Source organism: Achromobacter sp. UMC46 (assembly GCF_014170335.1).
In the GTDB taxonomy this organism is placed as follows: domain Bacteria; phylum Pseudomonadota; class Gammaproteobacteria; order Burkholderiales; family Burkholderiaceae_B; genus Achromobacter.
In genome coordinates, this window is the sequence record NZ_LZZS01000005.1 from 319,316 (window position 1) to 332,888 (window position 13,573).

Consider the following 13,573-nt stretch of genomic DNA (forward strand, 5'->3'; position numbering starts at 1 on the left):
GGGCCGCCTACGCGTACATCACGCTGAAGCAGCGCTGCAGGGCTTTGGACATGGTCTTCTTCACGATATCCAGCGAATGCCCCGTGCGCTGCGCGACGTCGGGATACGACAGGCCTTCCAGTTGCGCCAGCAGGAAGATGGCGCGGGTACGCGCATCCATGCCGTCCACCAGGCGGCAGAGTTCGACCAGCGTCTCCACCACAATCAGGCGCGATTCGACCGAGGGCTCACACGGTTCGCCCCGCGCGGTCAGCACGTCCAGATAGGCGGCCTCGATGACGCCGCGGCGGTGGTGGCGAAACAGCAGGCGCTTGGCGACGGTGGTCAGGTAGGCCCGTGGCTGGGCCAGGATCGGCTGCGGGTCCACCCCCATGATGCGTTCGAACGTGTCATGCGCCAGATCGGCCGCATGGTCCGAGCCGCCCAGGCGACGCCTGAGGAAACCGAGCAGCCAGCGATGGTGTTCGACATACAGCGTCTGGATCGCGTCGTGCGCGGGGGTGGCGGGAATGGGGTCGGACACGACGGGAGCTCGTTGCGTAATTTTTGATAACAAGAATTAATCGCATTCTATTCGAGGTCGCTCTGCCCCGCCACCCGCCATTCCCCCGTTTGCAACACTGCCCGCAAAAGGTTCAACGGAAAACGTCGATCCCGCGCATCAGCGCTTGCGCCATCCTGGGCTGGCGCAGTTGCTCCAGCCACCATTGCAACGCCCGGCCCTCGTGCCCGCCGCGCCACGCCAGATACAGCAGGTTCGGCTCGCGCGGCGTCTCGGTCGCCTTTTCCACCAGTTCGCCGCGTTCCAGCAAGGACGCGACGCGGTGGCGCGGCACCCAGCCCACGCCCAGTCCGTCGCGCTGCGCCAGGATCTTGGCCCGCATGCTGGGCACGGCCAGCACCGCCTGGCCGCCCACCCGGCCATAGCCGCGTGCTGAGGCGCCGCGCGACGTGTCCGCCACCACGACGGCGCGATGCTGCTGGATCTGGTCCTGGCGCAAGGGCGCTTTCGCCTTCGCCAGAGGATGCCGGCGAGACACGGCGAATAGCCACTCCATTTCGCCCAGTGCCGCCCATTGCAGATTCGGCATAGACTGGGGCTCGTTCGTCGCCCCCACGATCAGGTCGGCCCGGCCTTCGCGCAGCGCTTCCCAGGTCCCGCCCAGCACTTCATGCGTGAAGCGCAGCGTTACCCCGGACTCCAGCCCGTCGAACGCCTGGATCAGGGGCGACATCAATTCAAATTCCAGGATCTCGTCGCTGACGATATGCAGCCGGTCTTCCCAGCCGCTAGCCACCTGCTTGACGCGCTGCGTCAGGCGCGACACGTCCAGCATCAGCCGGGCGGCCTCGTCGGCAAGCAACTGGCCCGCCGGCGTCAGTTGCAGCCGGTACCGGCGACGGTCGAACAGCAGCGCGTCGAACCGTTCTTCCAGTTGCCGGGCCGCGTGCGATACCGAAGACGGCGCCCGCCCCAGCTTCACCGCCGCGCGCGACAGGCTGCCGCTGTCGCGGATGGCTTCCAGCAGCGCCAGTTCATTCACCGTCAACATGTGCAATTCCTTCGAACGTGTTCGTCCGGAAGATCGTACGACAAAGCGCCGCCCCCGGCGCACTATGGCTACACCTTATCGAACGACTCCCAAGGAGATCACCATGAACCGTTTTGAACAGAAGACCGTTTTGGTCACCGGCGGCACCAGCGGCATCGGCCTGGCGGCCGCCCAGGCCTTCGCGGCGGAAGGCGCCCGCGTCATCGTCACCGGGCGCGACGCCGCCGCCCTGGAGACCACCCGCGCCGCGCTGGGCGCGCGCGCCGTGGCCATCCAGAACACCGCCGGCGCGCCCGGCGCGGCCGCCGCCCTGGCCGATGCCCTGCGGACAGCGGGCATCCGGCTGGACGCGGTCTTCGTGAACGCCGGCATCGCCAAGTTCGCCACGTTGGCCGACGCCACCGAAGACCTTTGGGACCAGACCTTCAATACCAACATCAAAGGCGTGTTCTTCCAGCTGCAGGCCTTGGACCCGCTGTTGAACCCGGGCGCCTCCATCGTGCTGAACGGGTCGATCAACGCCCACATCGGCATGCCGGCGTCGTCCATCTACGCCGCCAGCAAGGCCGCGCTGATCTCGTTGGCCAAGACCTTGTCGGCCGAATTGCTGCCGCGCGGCATCCGCGTGAATGTGGTCAGCCCGGGCCCGATCTCGACGCCCATCTACGGCAAACTGGGCCTGGACGCCGAAGCCCTGGAAAAGACCGCCGCCGGCATCCAGGCGCAGATTCCGCTGGGTCGCTTCGGCACGCCGCAAGAGCTGGCGTCCACGGTGCTGCACCTGGCCGCGCCGGAGTCCGCCTTCATCGTCGGCACCGAGATCATCGTGGACGGCGGAATGAGCCAGCTCTGAGGCCGATGCGGTTACGCCCCGATCGAACGCAATGCGCGCTTGCAGATGCGTTCGGTCGCGGCGGACGGCTTGCCGGCCAGCCACCGCGCGCACACAGCCCGCACCCACGCCGGCTGGTCCTTGCTGGCGTCGTTCAGCCAGTTCGCCACCGAATCCTGCACATAGGCCGACGGGTCGGCCCGAAGCGGGTCCAGCAGCGGCAGCGCAATACCCGGATCTGCCTTCAGCGCCGCGATGTGGGCGCACCAGACCCCGCGCGGACGCAGGGATTCACTGGCGAAGCGGCGCACGCGCTCGGACGGATCCCGGGTCCAGGGCCGCAACGCCTGCACCGACGCTTCCAGCTCGCCGGCGAGAATCGGGCGCACCGCCAGCCACGCCCATTCGCGCACGCCAAAATGGGCGTCGTCCGCCAAGGGGCGGATGCGGTCCAGGCGCGCTTGCAACGGCAGGTCCGTCCGGGCGCCTACCAGGAAGCAGGCCCAGCCGCGCACCGTATCAGAGGCGTGTTCCCTCAATTGCGCGTCCGCATCGCGGCCCAGGTGGCCGCTCAGGATCTGCGCGGCCACCGCCATGCGCTTGGAAATGCCCGTGGCCGCCTGCGCCCGCATCTGCGCGATGGCGTCGTCACCCGCCTGCGGCACCACCGCCTGCATCAGCGCCGCAAAATCCACCGCCAGGCATTCGGTCAGGGTCGTCGCCGGCGCCCCCGCGTTCAATTGCGCCAGCCTGGCCGCGCTGATGTCCTTGACGCCTCGGCCCGAGGCTTTGGCGGGCGATGATGGGGTCCGGGTCATTGCGCCCCCTTCCGAAACGCCGCGCGGCCAGTATCGGTGCCCAGCCAGACCCGGGCCAGCAGGTCGCTCAACCGCGCCTTGTCCGCCGCGTCCAGGCCCGCGAACAGGGAGCCGATCCAGTCCGTGTGTTCCTTGAACAGCTTCGCCGCCGCCGACTTGCCCTTGGCGGTCAGCGTCACCGTGACCCTGCGGCGGTCATCCAGGCCGGCTTCACGCTGCACAAAGCCATCGCGCTCCAGCCCGTCGACGAGCCCTGAGATGGTTGCGCGCGTCACCCCTGCCCCGTCCGCAAGCTGATGCGGCGACAAGCCGTCCGCCTGCTCGTGCAGCAGGAACAGCAGCACGAACTTGCCTTCCGACAACTGCTTGGGCGCCAGCCGCGCCGCGCAATCGCGGTCGATGGCGTTGGCCAGCGACAACAGCTGAAAGCACAAGCCGATGTCGTCTGCCGAGGCCAGCCCGCGCCGGGCCGCTTCGTCCAGCAACGCATGGTGTTTGGGTTCCAGCATGGGCGGCGTGCGCGTCATGTCGAGCATGGGCGTCTTCCTTTTTTTCGATTCAATAGCAAATAGTAAGGCGCCTAATTACTTTAGCGCAAGCCGCTGCCGTGCGTACCGGTATCATCGGGAATGGCCCAGCAACCGACCCCCGCGCCCATGCCCTGCACCCCCGCATGCGTGACCCTGCGCCGCGTGCGAACCGGCGATGTGCCCATGATCCTGGCGATGGAATCCGACCCGGCGGTCATGCGGCACAGTACCGGCGTCAAGCCCGCCACCCAGGCGCGGCGCCAGGAATTACTGGCGTGGCTGCATGAACCGCATACCGACATCGGCCACTGGACCGTCCTGGCCGACGGCGCCGCCGTCGGCTGGATCAGTCTGGTTCCCCTGGAAGACGGCGGCCGCATCCAACTGGCCTACCGCCTGTGCCGCGCCGCCTGGGGCCATGGATACGCCACGCTGGCGGGCCGGCTGCTGTGCGGCCACGCCTGGCGCGTACTGGACGTCCCCGAGCTGGTGGCCGTGGTCTGGCCCGGCAACCAGGCCTCGATACGCGTATTGGAAAAGCTGGGCTTCGCCTTCAGCGCCTACGAACAGCACTACGACCGCAGCACGGCGGTCTACGCCTTGCCGCGCCCGACCACTTGATCTGCCCTATCATTCTGACCCGATCCCCTTTCACGGAACCGCCCCGCATGTCCGACACCGCTCAGCCCTTCGACGTCCAAGCCTTCATCGCCCAAAGCGTGGAAGGCATGCGTGCCGCCACCAGCGCGCATTGCGCCACCTGGCATCTGGACGAGGCCGAGCAATGGTCGGTGGACATGGACAGCGCCAGCATCGTCTTCCAACTGCCCGGCGGCATCACCGCGACGGCGCCCGTGCAGATCGTCGGCACGTCCAACAGCGCCGACGGCAGCTTCCTGTGGGGCTGGGACCACCCGTCCGTGCCCGCCGAACTGTCCGAACACGCGCAATTGGCGCTGGCGTTCGGACGCGCGCACGGCCTTGCCGCCTACACCCACCGCAAAGTCCAGTGCGACGACGCCCAGGCCTGGGAGTTCGCGGCCGTGGCCATGCGCCTGGGCGACGCCAACGGCACGTATCGGGCCCAGGCCTCTGACACCGCCTATGTGTGGATGACGTTCGGGCAAGTGACGTTGTCCGCGGCATCGAGCCAAACGGAAAACTGACCGTTCCATGATCCCGCGCCGTCTGCCCCATCCGCCCCGCTCGACCCTTGCCGCGCTGGCGCTGGCCTTGCTGGCGCACGCCGGCATGGCTCACGCCGCCCCGCGCGTCGTGTACTCGGGAACGCTGCAAGGCGCGGGCGATGTGGTGATGGAGCTGGACGCCAAGCCGGCGGACAACGGCATGCTGACAGGCCGCTACTTCTATCCGAAGCGCGGCGTCGACATTCCGCTGAAAGGCACGCCGCAGGCGCTGGTCGAACCGAAGACCTATCAAGCGCTGGTCGAAGCCGGCAAAGACCCGGAATCGGACGACCCGGCAGCGCATGCCGCCGCCACCTGGCAAGGCACGCGCGGCGCCGACAGCTACCAAGGCCATTGGACCGACGCCCGCACCGGCAAGCAGCGCGCCTTCACTCTGCGCCGCGTGGCCGAATACGATCCCGACGCGTCCGCGCCGGGCAGCGTGCAGGCCGTCACCAATGCGATCAGCGGCGGCGTCGGCAGCGGCATCGACGTGAACGTCGGCATCAACGCCCAAACCGCCCCCTATGAAACCCTGAAGCTGGCCGGCCATGCCGTGCCTCTCGGCCAGGACAGCGGCACCGGTCCGGTCGCCTACCGGATGTGGCGCGACCAGCGCACGAAATTCACTTACCCGCGGCTAATCCGGCACCCCGACCCGCAGGTCTTGACGCGCATCAACGGGCTGCTTGAACAGCGCCATTGGCAAATGAACCTGGCGGCGCTGGCCTGCATGGCGTCGGCCTACACCGACGGCAACCCCGCCGCCGGCACGCTGGGCAGCTACGACGACGAAGCCGTCACCGTCGCGTGGCTGTCCAAGGCCCTGATGACCGTGACCGAAGCCGGCAGCCTGTATTGCGGCGGTGCGCACCCCGACAACCACTTCGAGCCCTACACCTTCGATCTGCTGCGCGGCGAGTATCTGGACTGGAACCGCGTCCTGGACGCCTACGTGCCCGGCGAAGACGGCTACCGCAAGGAAAGCCCCGCCCTGCTGGCCTTGATGGAAAAAGCGCGCGCGCCGCTGGCAGCTTCGAACGCCAAAGTGGGAACGGACGACGATTCGCTGGAAAGCTGCTCGGACCTGTGGCCCAGCTATCTGGCCTTGGGCACAGAATCGCCGGGCGTGCTGACGCTGTCGATTTCCGGCATCGGCCATGCAATGGGCGTCTGCCTGGGCACCCATGCCACGGTGCCGTTCAAGGACCTGACGCCCTACCTGGCACCGGGCGGGCAGGCGTACCTGGTCACGGAGTAACCAGGAAACCGGGCGGCCCCTTACCGGTACAGCACCGTCGGCAACCACATCCCGATCCCCGGAAACATGTACAGCAGGAAAATGGCCACGACCTGAATCCCCATGAACGGCATCATGCCCAGGAAAATCTGGTTCAGCGTCACATGGGGCGGCGACACGCCTTTCAGGTAGAACGCGGACATGGCCACGGGCGGCGACAGGAACGCGGTCTGCAGGTTCAGCGCCACCAGCAGCCCGAAGAACAGCGGGTCGATGCCGAATGCGTTCAAGAGCGGCACGAAGATGGGCATGAAGATCACGATGATCTCGGTCCATTCCAGCGGCCAGCCCAGCAGGAAGATGATGACCTGCGCCAGCAGCAGGAACTGGATGGGCGTCAGGCCCAGCGACAGCACCCAGTCTTCGATGATGCGCTGGCCGCCCAGCAGCGCGAACGCGGCCGAAAAGATCGATGAACCCACGAACAGCCAGCACACCATCGCGCTGGTCTTGGCGGTCAGGAACACCGATTCCCGCAGCACCGGCAGGTTCAGGCGCCGGTACGCCAGCGCCAGCAACGCCCCGCCCATCGCCCCCATGGCGGCGGCCTCGCTGGGCGTGGCCAGGCCGAAGGCGATCGACCCCAGCACCGCCGCGATCATGACCGCAAGCGGAAAGAACGACGACATCAGCATCTTGAAGATTTCCAGCCGCGCCCAGGTCAGCGCCGCATAGAACACCACCAGCATCGCGGCGCATATCGCCACGAAGATCCAGAACCCTTTGGGCGCCGCGAGGGACGCTGCGGCAGTCTCGGCGGGCGCGGCGGCAGCGGTAGCAGCGGCTGGGGCCGATGCCGCCGGCGTGCCCGGCGGTTCGGTCAGGCCGGAGGCCCCGGCGTCCGGTGACGGCGGCTCGGCCAGCTCACCCGAAGGCGGCTCCGCCAGGCCACCCGCATCCGGCTCGCTCAGGCCCGAGCCCGTATCGAAACCGCCCGATCCGAGTTGCAGTTCCGCGGGGATGTCGTACACCACCTGCGGCCGGGTCACTCCGTGGTGCACCACCGCCACCAGCAGCAGGACCAGCGCCAGCGGCGCCAGCGCCGTCGCCATGTTGCGCAGCAGGAAGCCTAAGGGCACGTCGCGGTTGCGCCGGCCCTTGAACAAGGCGGCCACCATGCCGGTCAGCGCCCGCGTGTAGCCCGTCGCGGCCAGCGCGCGGGTTTCCGGCGGCAGCGGCACGCCGCGCTCGTTCAGCGGCAGCGGCGGCGCCATGTCCGGGCGCAACTTGGCCACCAGGATCACGTACAGCATGTACAGGCCCGCCAGCATGATCCCCGGAAACAGCGCGCCCGCATACAGCTGCACCACCGACACCCCGGTTGTTGCGCCGTAGACGATCAGCATCACCGAGGGCGGCAGCAGGATGCCCAGGCAACCGCCTGCCGTGATCGAGCCCGCCGTCAGCCGCACGCTGTAGCCGGCCTTCAGCATCGCGGGCATCGCCAGCAGCCCCATCAGCGTCACCACCGCGCCGACGATGCCGGTCGCCGTGGCGAAGATCGCGCAGGTGGCCAGCGTGGCCACCGCCAGCGCGCCCGGCAGCCGCGCCAGCGCCAGGTGCATGGACCGGAACAGCTTTTCGATCAGGTTGGCCCGTTCGACCAGATACCCCATGAAGACGAACAGCGGGATCGAGATCAGGGAATCGTTGGTCATCGTGGCGTAGGTGCGCTGCACCATCAGGTCCAGCGTCTGCCCGATGGAACGCCCCGCGTCCGCGCTCTGCATGTAATAGGCCAGGAAGGTGAACAGCACCCCCATGCCCATCAGCGTGAACGCCGTCGGAAACCCCAGCATGATCGCCACTACGATCAACGCAAGCATCAGCAAGCCGATGTGCCCCGTAGTGAGCTCGCCCCATGGGGTCAGGAAAGCGATCATCAGCAACACAATTGCGATGCACGACAGGCCAAACCACAACGCCTTGTGGATTTTCATCAGCGGGACTCCCGGGGCGTCGTCACGTAGCGGTCCAGTTGGGCGATGTCTTCGTCCTTCACGTGGACCATCTTCTTCAGCTTGTCCACGTCGACCTCCTCGACGTCCTCTTCGCGCGACGGCCACGCGCCGCGCCGCAGGCACAGCACGCAGCGCAGCACCTCGGCCACGCCCTGCAGCAACAGGAACGCGCCCGCCACGGGGATGAACGCCTTGAAGGGATAGATGGGCGGCCCGTCGGCCATCAGCGACGAGTGTTCGCCGATGGCGATGGAGTAGCCGGCGTAGTACCAGCCCGCCCACACCAGCGCGATGACGCCGGGAAAAAAGAACACGATGAACAGGATCAGGTCCAGCCCCGCCTGCACCCGCGGCGGCAGGAAGCCGTACAGGATGTCGCCGCGCACGTGCCCGTTCTTGGCCAGCGTGTAGGCCCCGGCCATCATGAACAGGATGCCGTAATACATCATCTGCATATCGAACGCCCAGGCGCTGGGCCGGTTCAGCGCATAGCGCGCGGCCACCTCCCAGCACACATGCAGGGCCAGCACGACGATCAACCAGGCGAACGTCTTCCCGACGAAAGTGGAGATGCGGTCAATCAAGCGTATGAGTCGGATCATCGGGCATCCAGGACGAGACGCATGGCGCCGTGGGCGCACACGCCGCCCACCTGGCCTGCCCCCGAGGGAGCAGCAAGCGGGCGGCCAGGCAGACAGGCGTCAGGCCGGTTTGGTGCCGCGCGAGAAGTAGTGGTTGTAGGCCATGCGGTAGTTCACCGACACGTCCCCATGCCAGCGCCCCACCCGCTCGGCGAACGCGCGCTGCGAATCCAGCACCTTCTTGAACAGCGGGTTCTCGGCCGACCGCTTGGCGATCATCTCGTCCCAGATCTTCAACTGCGCCTGCAGGATCGCGTCAGGCGTCTTGTAGAACTTGACGTTGTGGTCCTTCTGCAGCTTGACGTAGTCCTGCGAATAGCGGTTGGCCGCTTTCCAGGACATGTCCGCGCTGCACGCCTGGGCCGCGTAACTCAGCACGTGCTTCAAGTGCGGCGGCAACGCGTCGTACTTGCCCTTGTTGAACAGCACTTCGAACTGCTCGGCGCTCTGGTGGAAGCTTTGCAGCATGCAGATCTTGGACACGTCCTGGAAGCCCAGCGCCAGATCGGACGACGCGTTGTTGAACTCGGCCCCGTCCAGCAGCCCGCGGTCCAGCGCCGGCACGATCTCGCCGCCCGGCAAGGCGTTCACCGCCGCCCCCATTGCCGTGTACATGTCGATGGCCAGCCCCACGGTGCGGAACTTCACGCCTTTCACGTCCTCGACCTTGGTCACCGGCCGCTTGAACCAGCCAAAGGGCTGAGTCGGCATCGGCCCGTACATCAGCGACACGACGTTCACGCCCATCGCCTTCTGGATTTCGGTCAGCAGTTCCTTGCCGCCGCCGTATTCGTGCCAGGCCAGCAGCATGTTGGCGTCCATGCCGAAGGACGGCCCCGACCCCCACAGCGCCACGGCCGTGTTCTTCCCGTACCAATAGGCCACCACCCCGTGGCCGCCGTCCAGCGTGCCCGCCGACACCGCGTCCAGCAGATCGAACGCCTTCACGACCGCCCCGGCGGGCAGCACTTCGATCTTCAATTGGCCGCCGGCCATGTCGTTGACCTTCTGCGCATAGTCGCGGGCGAATTCGTGGAAGATGTCGTTGGCGGGCCAGGTGCTTTGGAACCGAAGGGAAATGGGCGCGTTCTGCGCCCGGGCGACGGCGGGGAATCCCAGTGCGGCGGCGCCCGCGACGGCAGCGCCGGATATGAACTTGCGGCGGGGTTTCGTGGGTTGTTGCATGGCTTGTTGTCTCCTTGGTGGACTACACGGAACAGCTTGTAGTGACTGCACCTGCATGGACACGAGAGAAACGCCTGCTGCGAGCTTCCCGGTGCCGGGACTGCGACCGCTTTGCAACTTTGTGCTGATTAGACCTTTCTGACTAACTGCTGACAATCAGCTTGTTGTCAGGAATTACCCTAGACCGGCGGCGTAGGCCGTTGGTCTAATAATCCGCCGCATGCGCCATCAGGTCGCGCAGCAATGCGCCTTGCCGGGCAAGCGCCGGCTCGTCCAGCCCGCTGTAGCCGATCACCAGCCCCGCCGGCAAGCCGACGCGCCGGCAATAGTCGGCGACGGGCTGCAACGCCAGGCCTCTTGCCCGCGCCCGATCCAGCAGCGCGGCCGCATCGCACCCGGCAGGCAGCCACCACAGCAGATGGAAACCGGCGTGTTCGCCGCTGGTCCGCAAGGGTTCGCCGCCCGCCGCCTGCGCCAGCAGCCGCATCACCCGATCGCGCCGTTGGGCATACACGGCCCGCGCCTTGCGGACGTGGCGCGCAAAGCTGCCGTCCTCAAGAAACCCCGCCAGCGTCATCTGCTCGATCATGCTGTTTGAGCGTCCGGTCGTGTGGCGCGCCCGTGAAAATGCGGCGACCCATCGCCTGGGCACCACCGCATAGCCAATCCGCAGCGCGTTGAACATCGTCTTGTTGAAGCTGCCGCAATGGATGACGCGGTCCGCCGTGTCCAGGCTTTTCAGCGCCGCCAGCGGCGCGCTGTCGTAGTTGAATTCGCTGTCGTAATCGTCTTCGATGATCCAGCAATCCGCCTGCTCGGCCCACGCCAGCAGTTCCAGGCGGCGCGACACCGGCATCGTGACGCCGGTGGGCGACTGATGCGCGGGCGTCACGTGCACAAGCTTCACGCCGCGCTGGCGGCGCGCGCGGGCCACCGAAAAACCATGCTCATCGATGGCGATGGGCACGACCCGCGAGGTGAACTGACTGAACAGCGGCATGGCGGTCAGGTAGCCCGGGTCTTCCACCAGCACCTTGTCCTGCCGGGACAGCAGGATGCGCGCGCTCAGGTCCAGCCCGTCGCGGATGCCGGTCAGGATGACGACCTGATCCGCATCGCACGAAATGCCACGGGCCGCGCCCAGATAGCGCGCGATCTGCTCGCGCAGCGGCAGCCAGCCTTGGGATTCCTCGTTGGCCAGTTGATCCGGCGTCACGCGCTGCGCGCTGGCGGTCAGGCCCTTGCGCCACGTCGCCATCGGAAACAGCGACGCGTCGGCCGTTCTGGCGGCGAAGAGCGGCTCGGGCGTGGGCGCGGCCTGCGGCGGGTCCTGGCGCGCGGGCCGTGCGGGCACCGAATGGGAAATCGGGTCGCCCGGCAGTCCTCGGCGAAAGAAGTTGTCCGGGATGACGGCCGACACGTAAGTCCCCGATCCGACGGTGCCCGTCGTATAGCCTTCGCCGCGCAACTGGTCGTAGGCCGCCTCGACCGTCGAGCGCGACACGCGCCAACGTTGCGACAGGCTGCGCGTGGAAGGCAGCCGCGCGCCGGAAGCCAGCGCGCCTTTCAGGATCCGCTCCTGAATCTGCCGATAGACCCAGGACTGCTTGGATTCACCGTCGCGGGGCGAATCCTGCGGTAGATCCAGGCTGGATTCCGATTTTTTCCGCGCAGAAAGTGGCTTGTTCATTTTTATGAATATGGCCCTATTGAATAAGCCATTTTAGCGATAAATTCTGGCCTGGATCTCCCTTTGCCATTCCCCGAAACCTGCCATGACCCTGCGCTACACGATCTCCCTGTCTTTCGGCCAATTCGCTTCGGACGGCCAGGCGTCCATCCTGGATGCCGCGCTGGCCGTCGGCACGCCGGTGCCCTTTTCCTGTCAACGTGGCGAGTGCGGCTCTTGCCGGGCGCAGGTGCTGGCGGGGCGCTACGAGCCCATCGCGCCGCCGACCGAGCGTTCCTATGTGCCGGCCGCCGACGAATTGCTGATGTGCCAATGCCGTGCGGCCAGCGACCTGACGCTGCGCTTCCCGCACTGGGCCGCCCCCGCCGGCGCGCCCCGGCAACGGCGCGCCAGCGTGGTGTCGCGCCGGCCGTTGACGGCGGACGTGACCGAACTGATCGTCGACATCGAAGGCGCCGAACCCTTTGACTACCAGCCCGGGCAGCATGTGCGCTGGCGGCTTGACGACGGCAGCCACCGCAGCTTTTCGATTGCGAACGCGCCCGGCGCCGCCGGCCCGCAACGGCTGGCGTTCCACATTCGCCGCACGCCCGCAGGCAGGTTCACCAACCAGGTTTTGCCGGCGTTGATGCCCGGAGACGCGCTGTCGCTGGACGGCCCGCATGGCGCTTGCGTCTGGCCCGCCACGCCTCCCGGCGGCATCGACCATCTGGTACTGCTGGCAACCGGCACGGGCTTTGCGGGCGTGTTCCCCATTCTGATGGCCGCCCTCGATAGCCGCAGCCTGCAAAGCGTGACGCTCTACTGGGGCGGCCGGCAGCGCGAGGATTGCTACGCCAGCGGCCTGCTGAACGCATTGCAGGGCAAGGACGGCGTCTTCCGATGGCATCCGGTGCTGTCCGGGGGATCCTCCGCCGGGCCTTCGGAGGGATCTTCGCAGGCGCCATCGGCGAATGGGGCCACCGGCCGCCATGTGCAAGACGTGGCGCTAGATGCCGGCCACGACTGGGCGCGCACCCTGGTCTACGCCTGCGGCAATAGCGCCATGGTCCGCGCGGCGCAGGCGTGCTTGCGCGCGGCGGGACTGCCGGAAGGCCGGTTCCTGTCAGAGGCGTTCCTGCCTGCCGCCGGCCCTGGTGCGGACCTGGCACCGCGCCACCCGGCGCACCCCTGGGAACGCGTCGGCGAACGCTTCACGCTGGACGGCATCCTGGCGGCGCGCCAGCGTTCGATGGATGCCGTGCATGAAATCGCCGCGCTGATGACGCCCGGCATCACGACCGGCGACGCCATCGCCCTGGCCGACCAGCATTTGCGCCGCATGGGCGCATCGCACAACTGGCATCCCACCTATGTGAGGTTCGGCGCCGACTCGCAATCCCCCGCCGTGCACCCCACCGACCGCCGCCGCACACTGGGCGAAGACGACATCTTCGTCGTCGACATCGGTCCGGTCTGGGACGGCTACGAAGGCGATTACGGCGACACCTTCGTGACCGGGGCCGATGCCGACCGGCAACGCTGCGCCCAGGCGGCCCGCGACGTGTTCAAGCGCACGCGCCTGGCCTGGCTGGACGGGCTGACGGGCCAAGCGCTGTATGACGTGGCAGATGACTACGCCCACGAATACGGCTGCGCGCTGGTGCGCGATATCGCGGGGCACCGGGTGTCGGACTTTCCGCATGCGCTATACGGGAAGCACCAGCTGGCGAATGCCGATTTCATTCCCGGCGACGGCATCTGGGTATTGGAAATCCAGGTGCGCGACCTGCGCCTGCCCATCGGCGCGTTCTACGAGGACGTGCTGCTGCGCCCCGCTACGGCCTGAACGCCTCGTCCAGTTGCACGCGCATCGCCGCCCAAGACCGCTCATCGG

General features: G+C 67.3%; 13 protein-coding genes. 5 read left to right on the top strand and 8 right to left on the bottom strand.

Going from position 1 to position 13,573, the window contains the following annotated elements; genetic code table 11:
• Positions 1-7: 7 nt before the first annotated feature.
• Positions 8-523, bottom strand: a complete 516-nt coding sequence (locus A9973_RS09230) for a sigma-70 family RNA polymerase sigma factor (protein WP_370539466.1) — start codon at positions 521-523, stop codon at positions 8-10.
• A 112-nt stretch (positions 524-635) separates the two neighbouring features.
• Complete coding sequence (locus tag A9973_RS09235) at positions 636-1,553, bottom strand: LysR substrate-binding domain-containing protein (RefSeq protein ID WP_183013463.1); 918 nt, start codon at positions 1,551-1,553, stop codon at positions 636-638.
• Positions 1,554-1,656: 103 nt separating this feature from the next.
• Here A9973_RS09235 and A9973_RS09240 point away from each other — a divergent pair, with 103 nt between their 5' ends.
• Positions 1,657-2,406, top strand: a complete 750-nt coding sequence (locus A9973_RS09240) for an SDR family oxidoreductase (protein WP_183013464.1) — start codon at positions 1,657-1,659, stop codon at positions 2,404-2,406.
• A gap of 11 nt (positions 2,407-2,417) precedes the next feature.
• Here the strand turns inward: A9973_RS09240 and A9973_RS09245 are convergent, their stop codons facing one another.
• Positions 2,418-3,203: a HEAT repeat domain-containing protein gene (locus tag A9973_RS09245; protein WP_183013465.1), complete on the bottom strand. Its 786-nt coding sequence runs from the start codon at positions 3,201-3,203 to the stop codon at positions 2,418-2,420.
• Positions 3,200-3,739, bottom strand: a complete 540-nt coding sequence (locus A9973_RS09250; RefSeq protein WP_370539467.1) for a MarR family winged helix-turn-helix transcriptional regulator — start codon at positions 3,737-3,739, stop codon at positions 3,200-3,202. Before A9973_RS09250 ends, A9973_RS09245 begins: the two co-directional genes overlap by 4 nt.
• 120 nt (positions 3,740-3,859) lie before the next feature.
• On the opposite strand from A9973_RS09250, the gene A9973_RS09255 reads away from it, so the two are divergent.
• From A9973_RS09255 to A9973_RS09265, 3 genes are read left to right on the top strand one after another with little or no spacing between them, the layout of a single operon-like run.
• The gene (locus tag A9973_RS09255; protein WP_183013466.1) at positions 3,860-4,354 is read left to right on the top strand and encodes a GNAT family N-acetyltransferase; all 495 of its coding nucleotides are present in this window, start codon (positions 3,860-3,862) and stop codon (positions 4,352-4,354) included.
• A gap of 47 nt (positions 4,355-4,401) precedes the next feature.
• Positions 4,402-4,899, top strand: a complete 498-nt coding sequence (locus tag A9973_RS09260; RefSeq protein WP_183013467.1) for a DUF6882 domain-containing protein — start codon at positions 4,402-4,404, stop codon at positions 4,897-4,899.
• Positions 4,900-4,906: 7 nt separating this feature from the next.
• Positions 4,907-6,181, top strand: coding sequence for a hypothetical protein (locus tag A9973_RS09265; protein WP_183013468.1), 1,275 nt, complete (start codon positions 4,907-4,909; stop codon positions 6,179-6,181).
• A gap of 20 nt (positions 6,182-6,201) precedes the next feature.
• Here A9973_RS09265 and A9973_RS09270 read toward each other — a convergent pair whose 3' ends face one another.
• The 4 genes from A9973_RS09270 to A9973_RS09285 all read right to left on the bottom strand — a co-directional run bounded on the left by A9973_RS09270 (position 6,202) and on the right by A9973_RS09285 (position 11,697).
• On the bottom strand, positions 6,202-8,160 hold the full coding sequence (locus tag A9973_RS09270) for a TRAP transporter large permease subunit (RefSeq protein ID WP_183013469.1): 1,959 nt from the start codon (positions 8,158-8,160) through the stop codon (positions 6,202-6,204).
• The gene (locus A9973_RS09275) at positions 8,160-8,783 is read right to left on the bottom strand and encodes a TRAP transporter small permease subunit (protein WP_183013470.1); all 624 of its coding nucleotides are present in this window, start codon (positions 8,781-8,783) and stop codon (positions 8,160-8,162) included. Before A9973_RS09275 ends, A9973_RS09270 begins: the two co-directional genes overlap by 1 nt.
• Positions 8,784-8,882: 99 nt before the next feature.
• On the bottom strand, positions 8,883-10,007 hold the full coding sequence (locus A9973_RS09280; RefSeq protein ID WP_183013471.1) for a TRAP transporter substrate-binding protein: 1,125 nt from the start codon (positions 10,005-10,007) through the stop codon (positions 8,883-8,885).
• Between the two features lie 205 nt (positions 10,008-10,212).
• Positions 10,213-11,697: a PLP-dependent aminotransferase family protein gene (locus A9973_RS09285; RefSeq protein WP_183013472.1), complete on the bottom strand. Its 1,485-nt coding sequence runs from the start codon at positions 11,695-11,697 to the stop codon at positions 10,213-10,215.
• Between the two features lie 85 nt (positions 11,698-11,782).
• On the opposite strand from A9973_RS09285, the gene A9973_RS09290 reads away from it, so the two are divergent.
• A complete protein-coding gene (locus A9973_RS09290) occupies positions 11,783-13,525 on the top strand; it encodes an NAD(P)H dependent flavin oxidoreductase family protein (protein ID WP_183013473.1) in 1,743 nt (580 codons plus the stop codon).
• Positions 13,526-13,573: the final 48 nt, after the last annotated feature.

Excerpts from the sequence above, each read along its gene's own strand:
- A9973_RS09235 (WP_183013463.1), bottom strand. The coding sequence starts at position 1,553 with ATGTTGACGGTGAATGAACTGGCGCTGCTGGAAGCCATCCGCGACAGC.
- A9973_RS09255 (WP_183013466.1), top strand. The coding sequence starts at position 3,860 with ATGCCCTGCACCCCCGCATGCGTGACCCTGCGCCGCGTGCGAACCGGC.
- A9973_RS09280 (WP_183013471.1), bottom strand. The coding sequence starts at position 10,007 with ATGCAACAACCCACGAAACCCCGCCGCAAGTTCATATCCGGCGCTGCC.
- A9973_RS09260 (WP_183013467.1), top strand. The coding sequence starts at position 4,402 with ATGTCCGACACCGCTCAGCCCTTCGACGTCCAAGCCTTCATCGCCCAA.
- A9973_RS09250 (WP_370539467.1), bottom strand. The coding sequence starts at position 3,739 with ATGCTCGACATGACGCGCACGCCGCCCATGCTGGAACCCAAACACCAT.
- A9973_RS09275 (WP_183013470.1), bottom strand. The coding sequence starts at position 8,783 with ATGATCCGACTCATACGCTTGATTGACCGCATCTCCACTTTCGTCGGG.
- A9973_RS09240 (WP_183013464.1), top strand. The coding sequence starts at position 1,657 with ATGAACCGTTTTGAACAGAAGACCGTTTTGGTCACCGGCGGCACCAGC.
- A9973_RS09270 (WP_183013469.1), bottom strand. The coding sequence starts at position 8,160 with ATGAAAATCCACAAGGCGTTGTGGTTTGGCCTGTCGTGCATCGCAATT.
- A9973_RS09290 (WP_183013473.1), top strand. The coding sequence starts at position 11,783 with ATGACCCTGCGCTACACGATCTCCCTGTCTTTCGGCCAATTCGCTTCG.
- A9973_RS09265 (WP_183013468.1), top strand. The coding sequence starts at position 4,907 with ATGATCCCGCGCCGTCTGCCCCATCCGCCCCGCTCGACCCTTGCCGCG.
- A9973_RS09285 (WP_183013472.1), bottom strand. The coding sequence starts at position 11,697 with ATGAACAAGCCACTTTCTGCGCGGAAAAAATCGGAATCCAGCCTGGAT.
- A9973_RS09245 (WP_183013465.1), bottom strand. The coding sequence starts at position 3,203 with ATGACCCGGACCCCATCATCGCCCGCCAAAGCCTCGGGCCGAGGCGTC.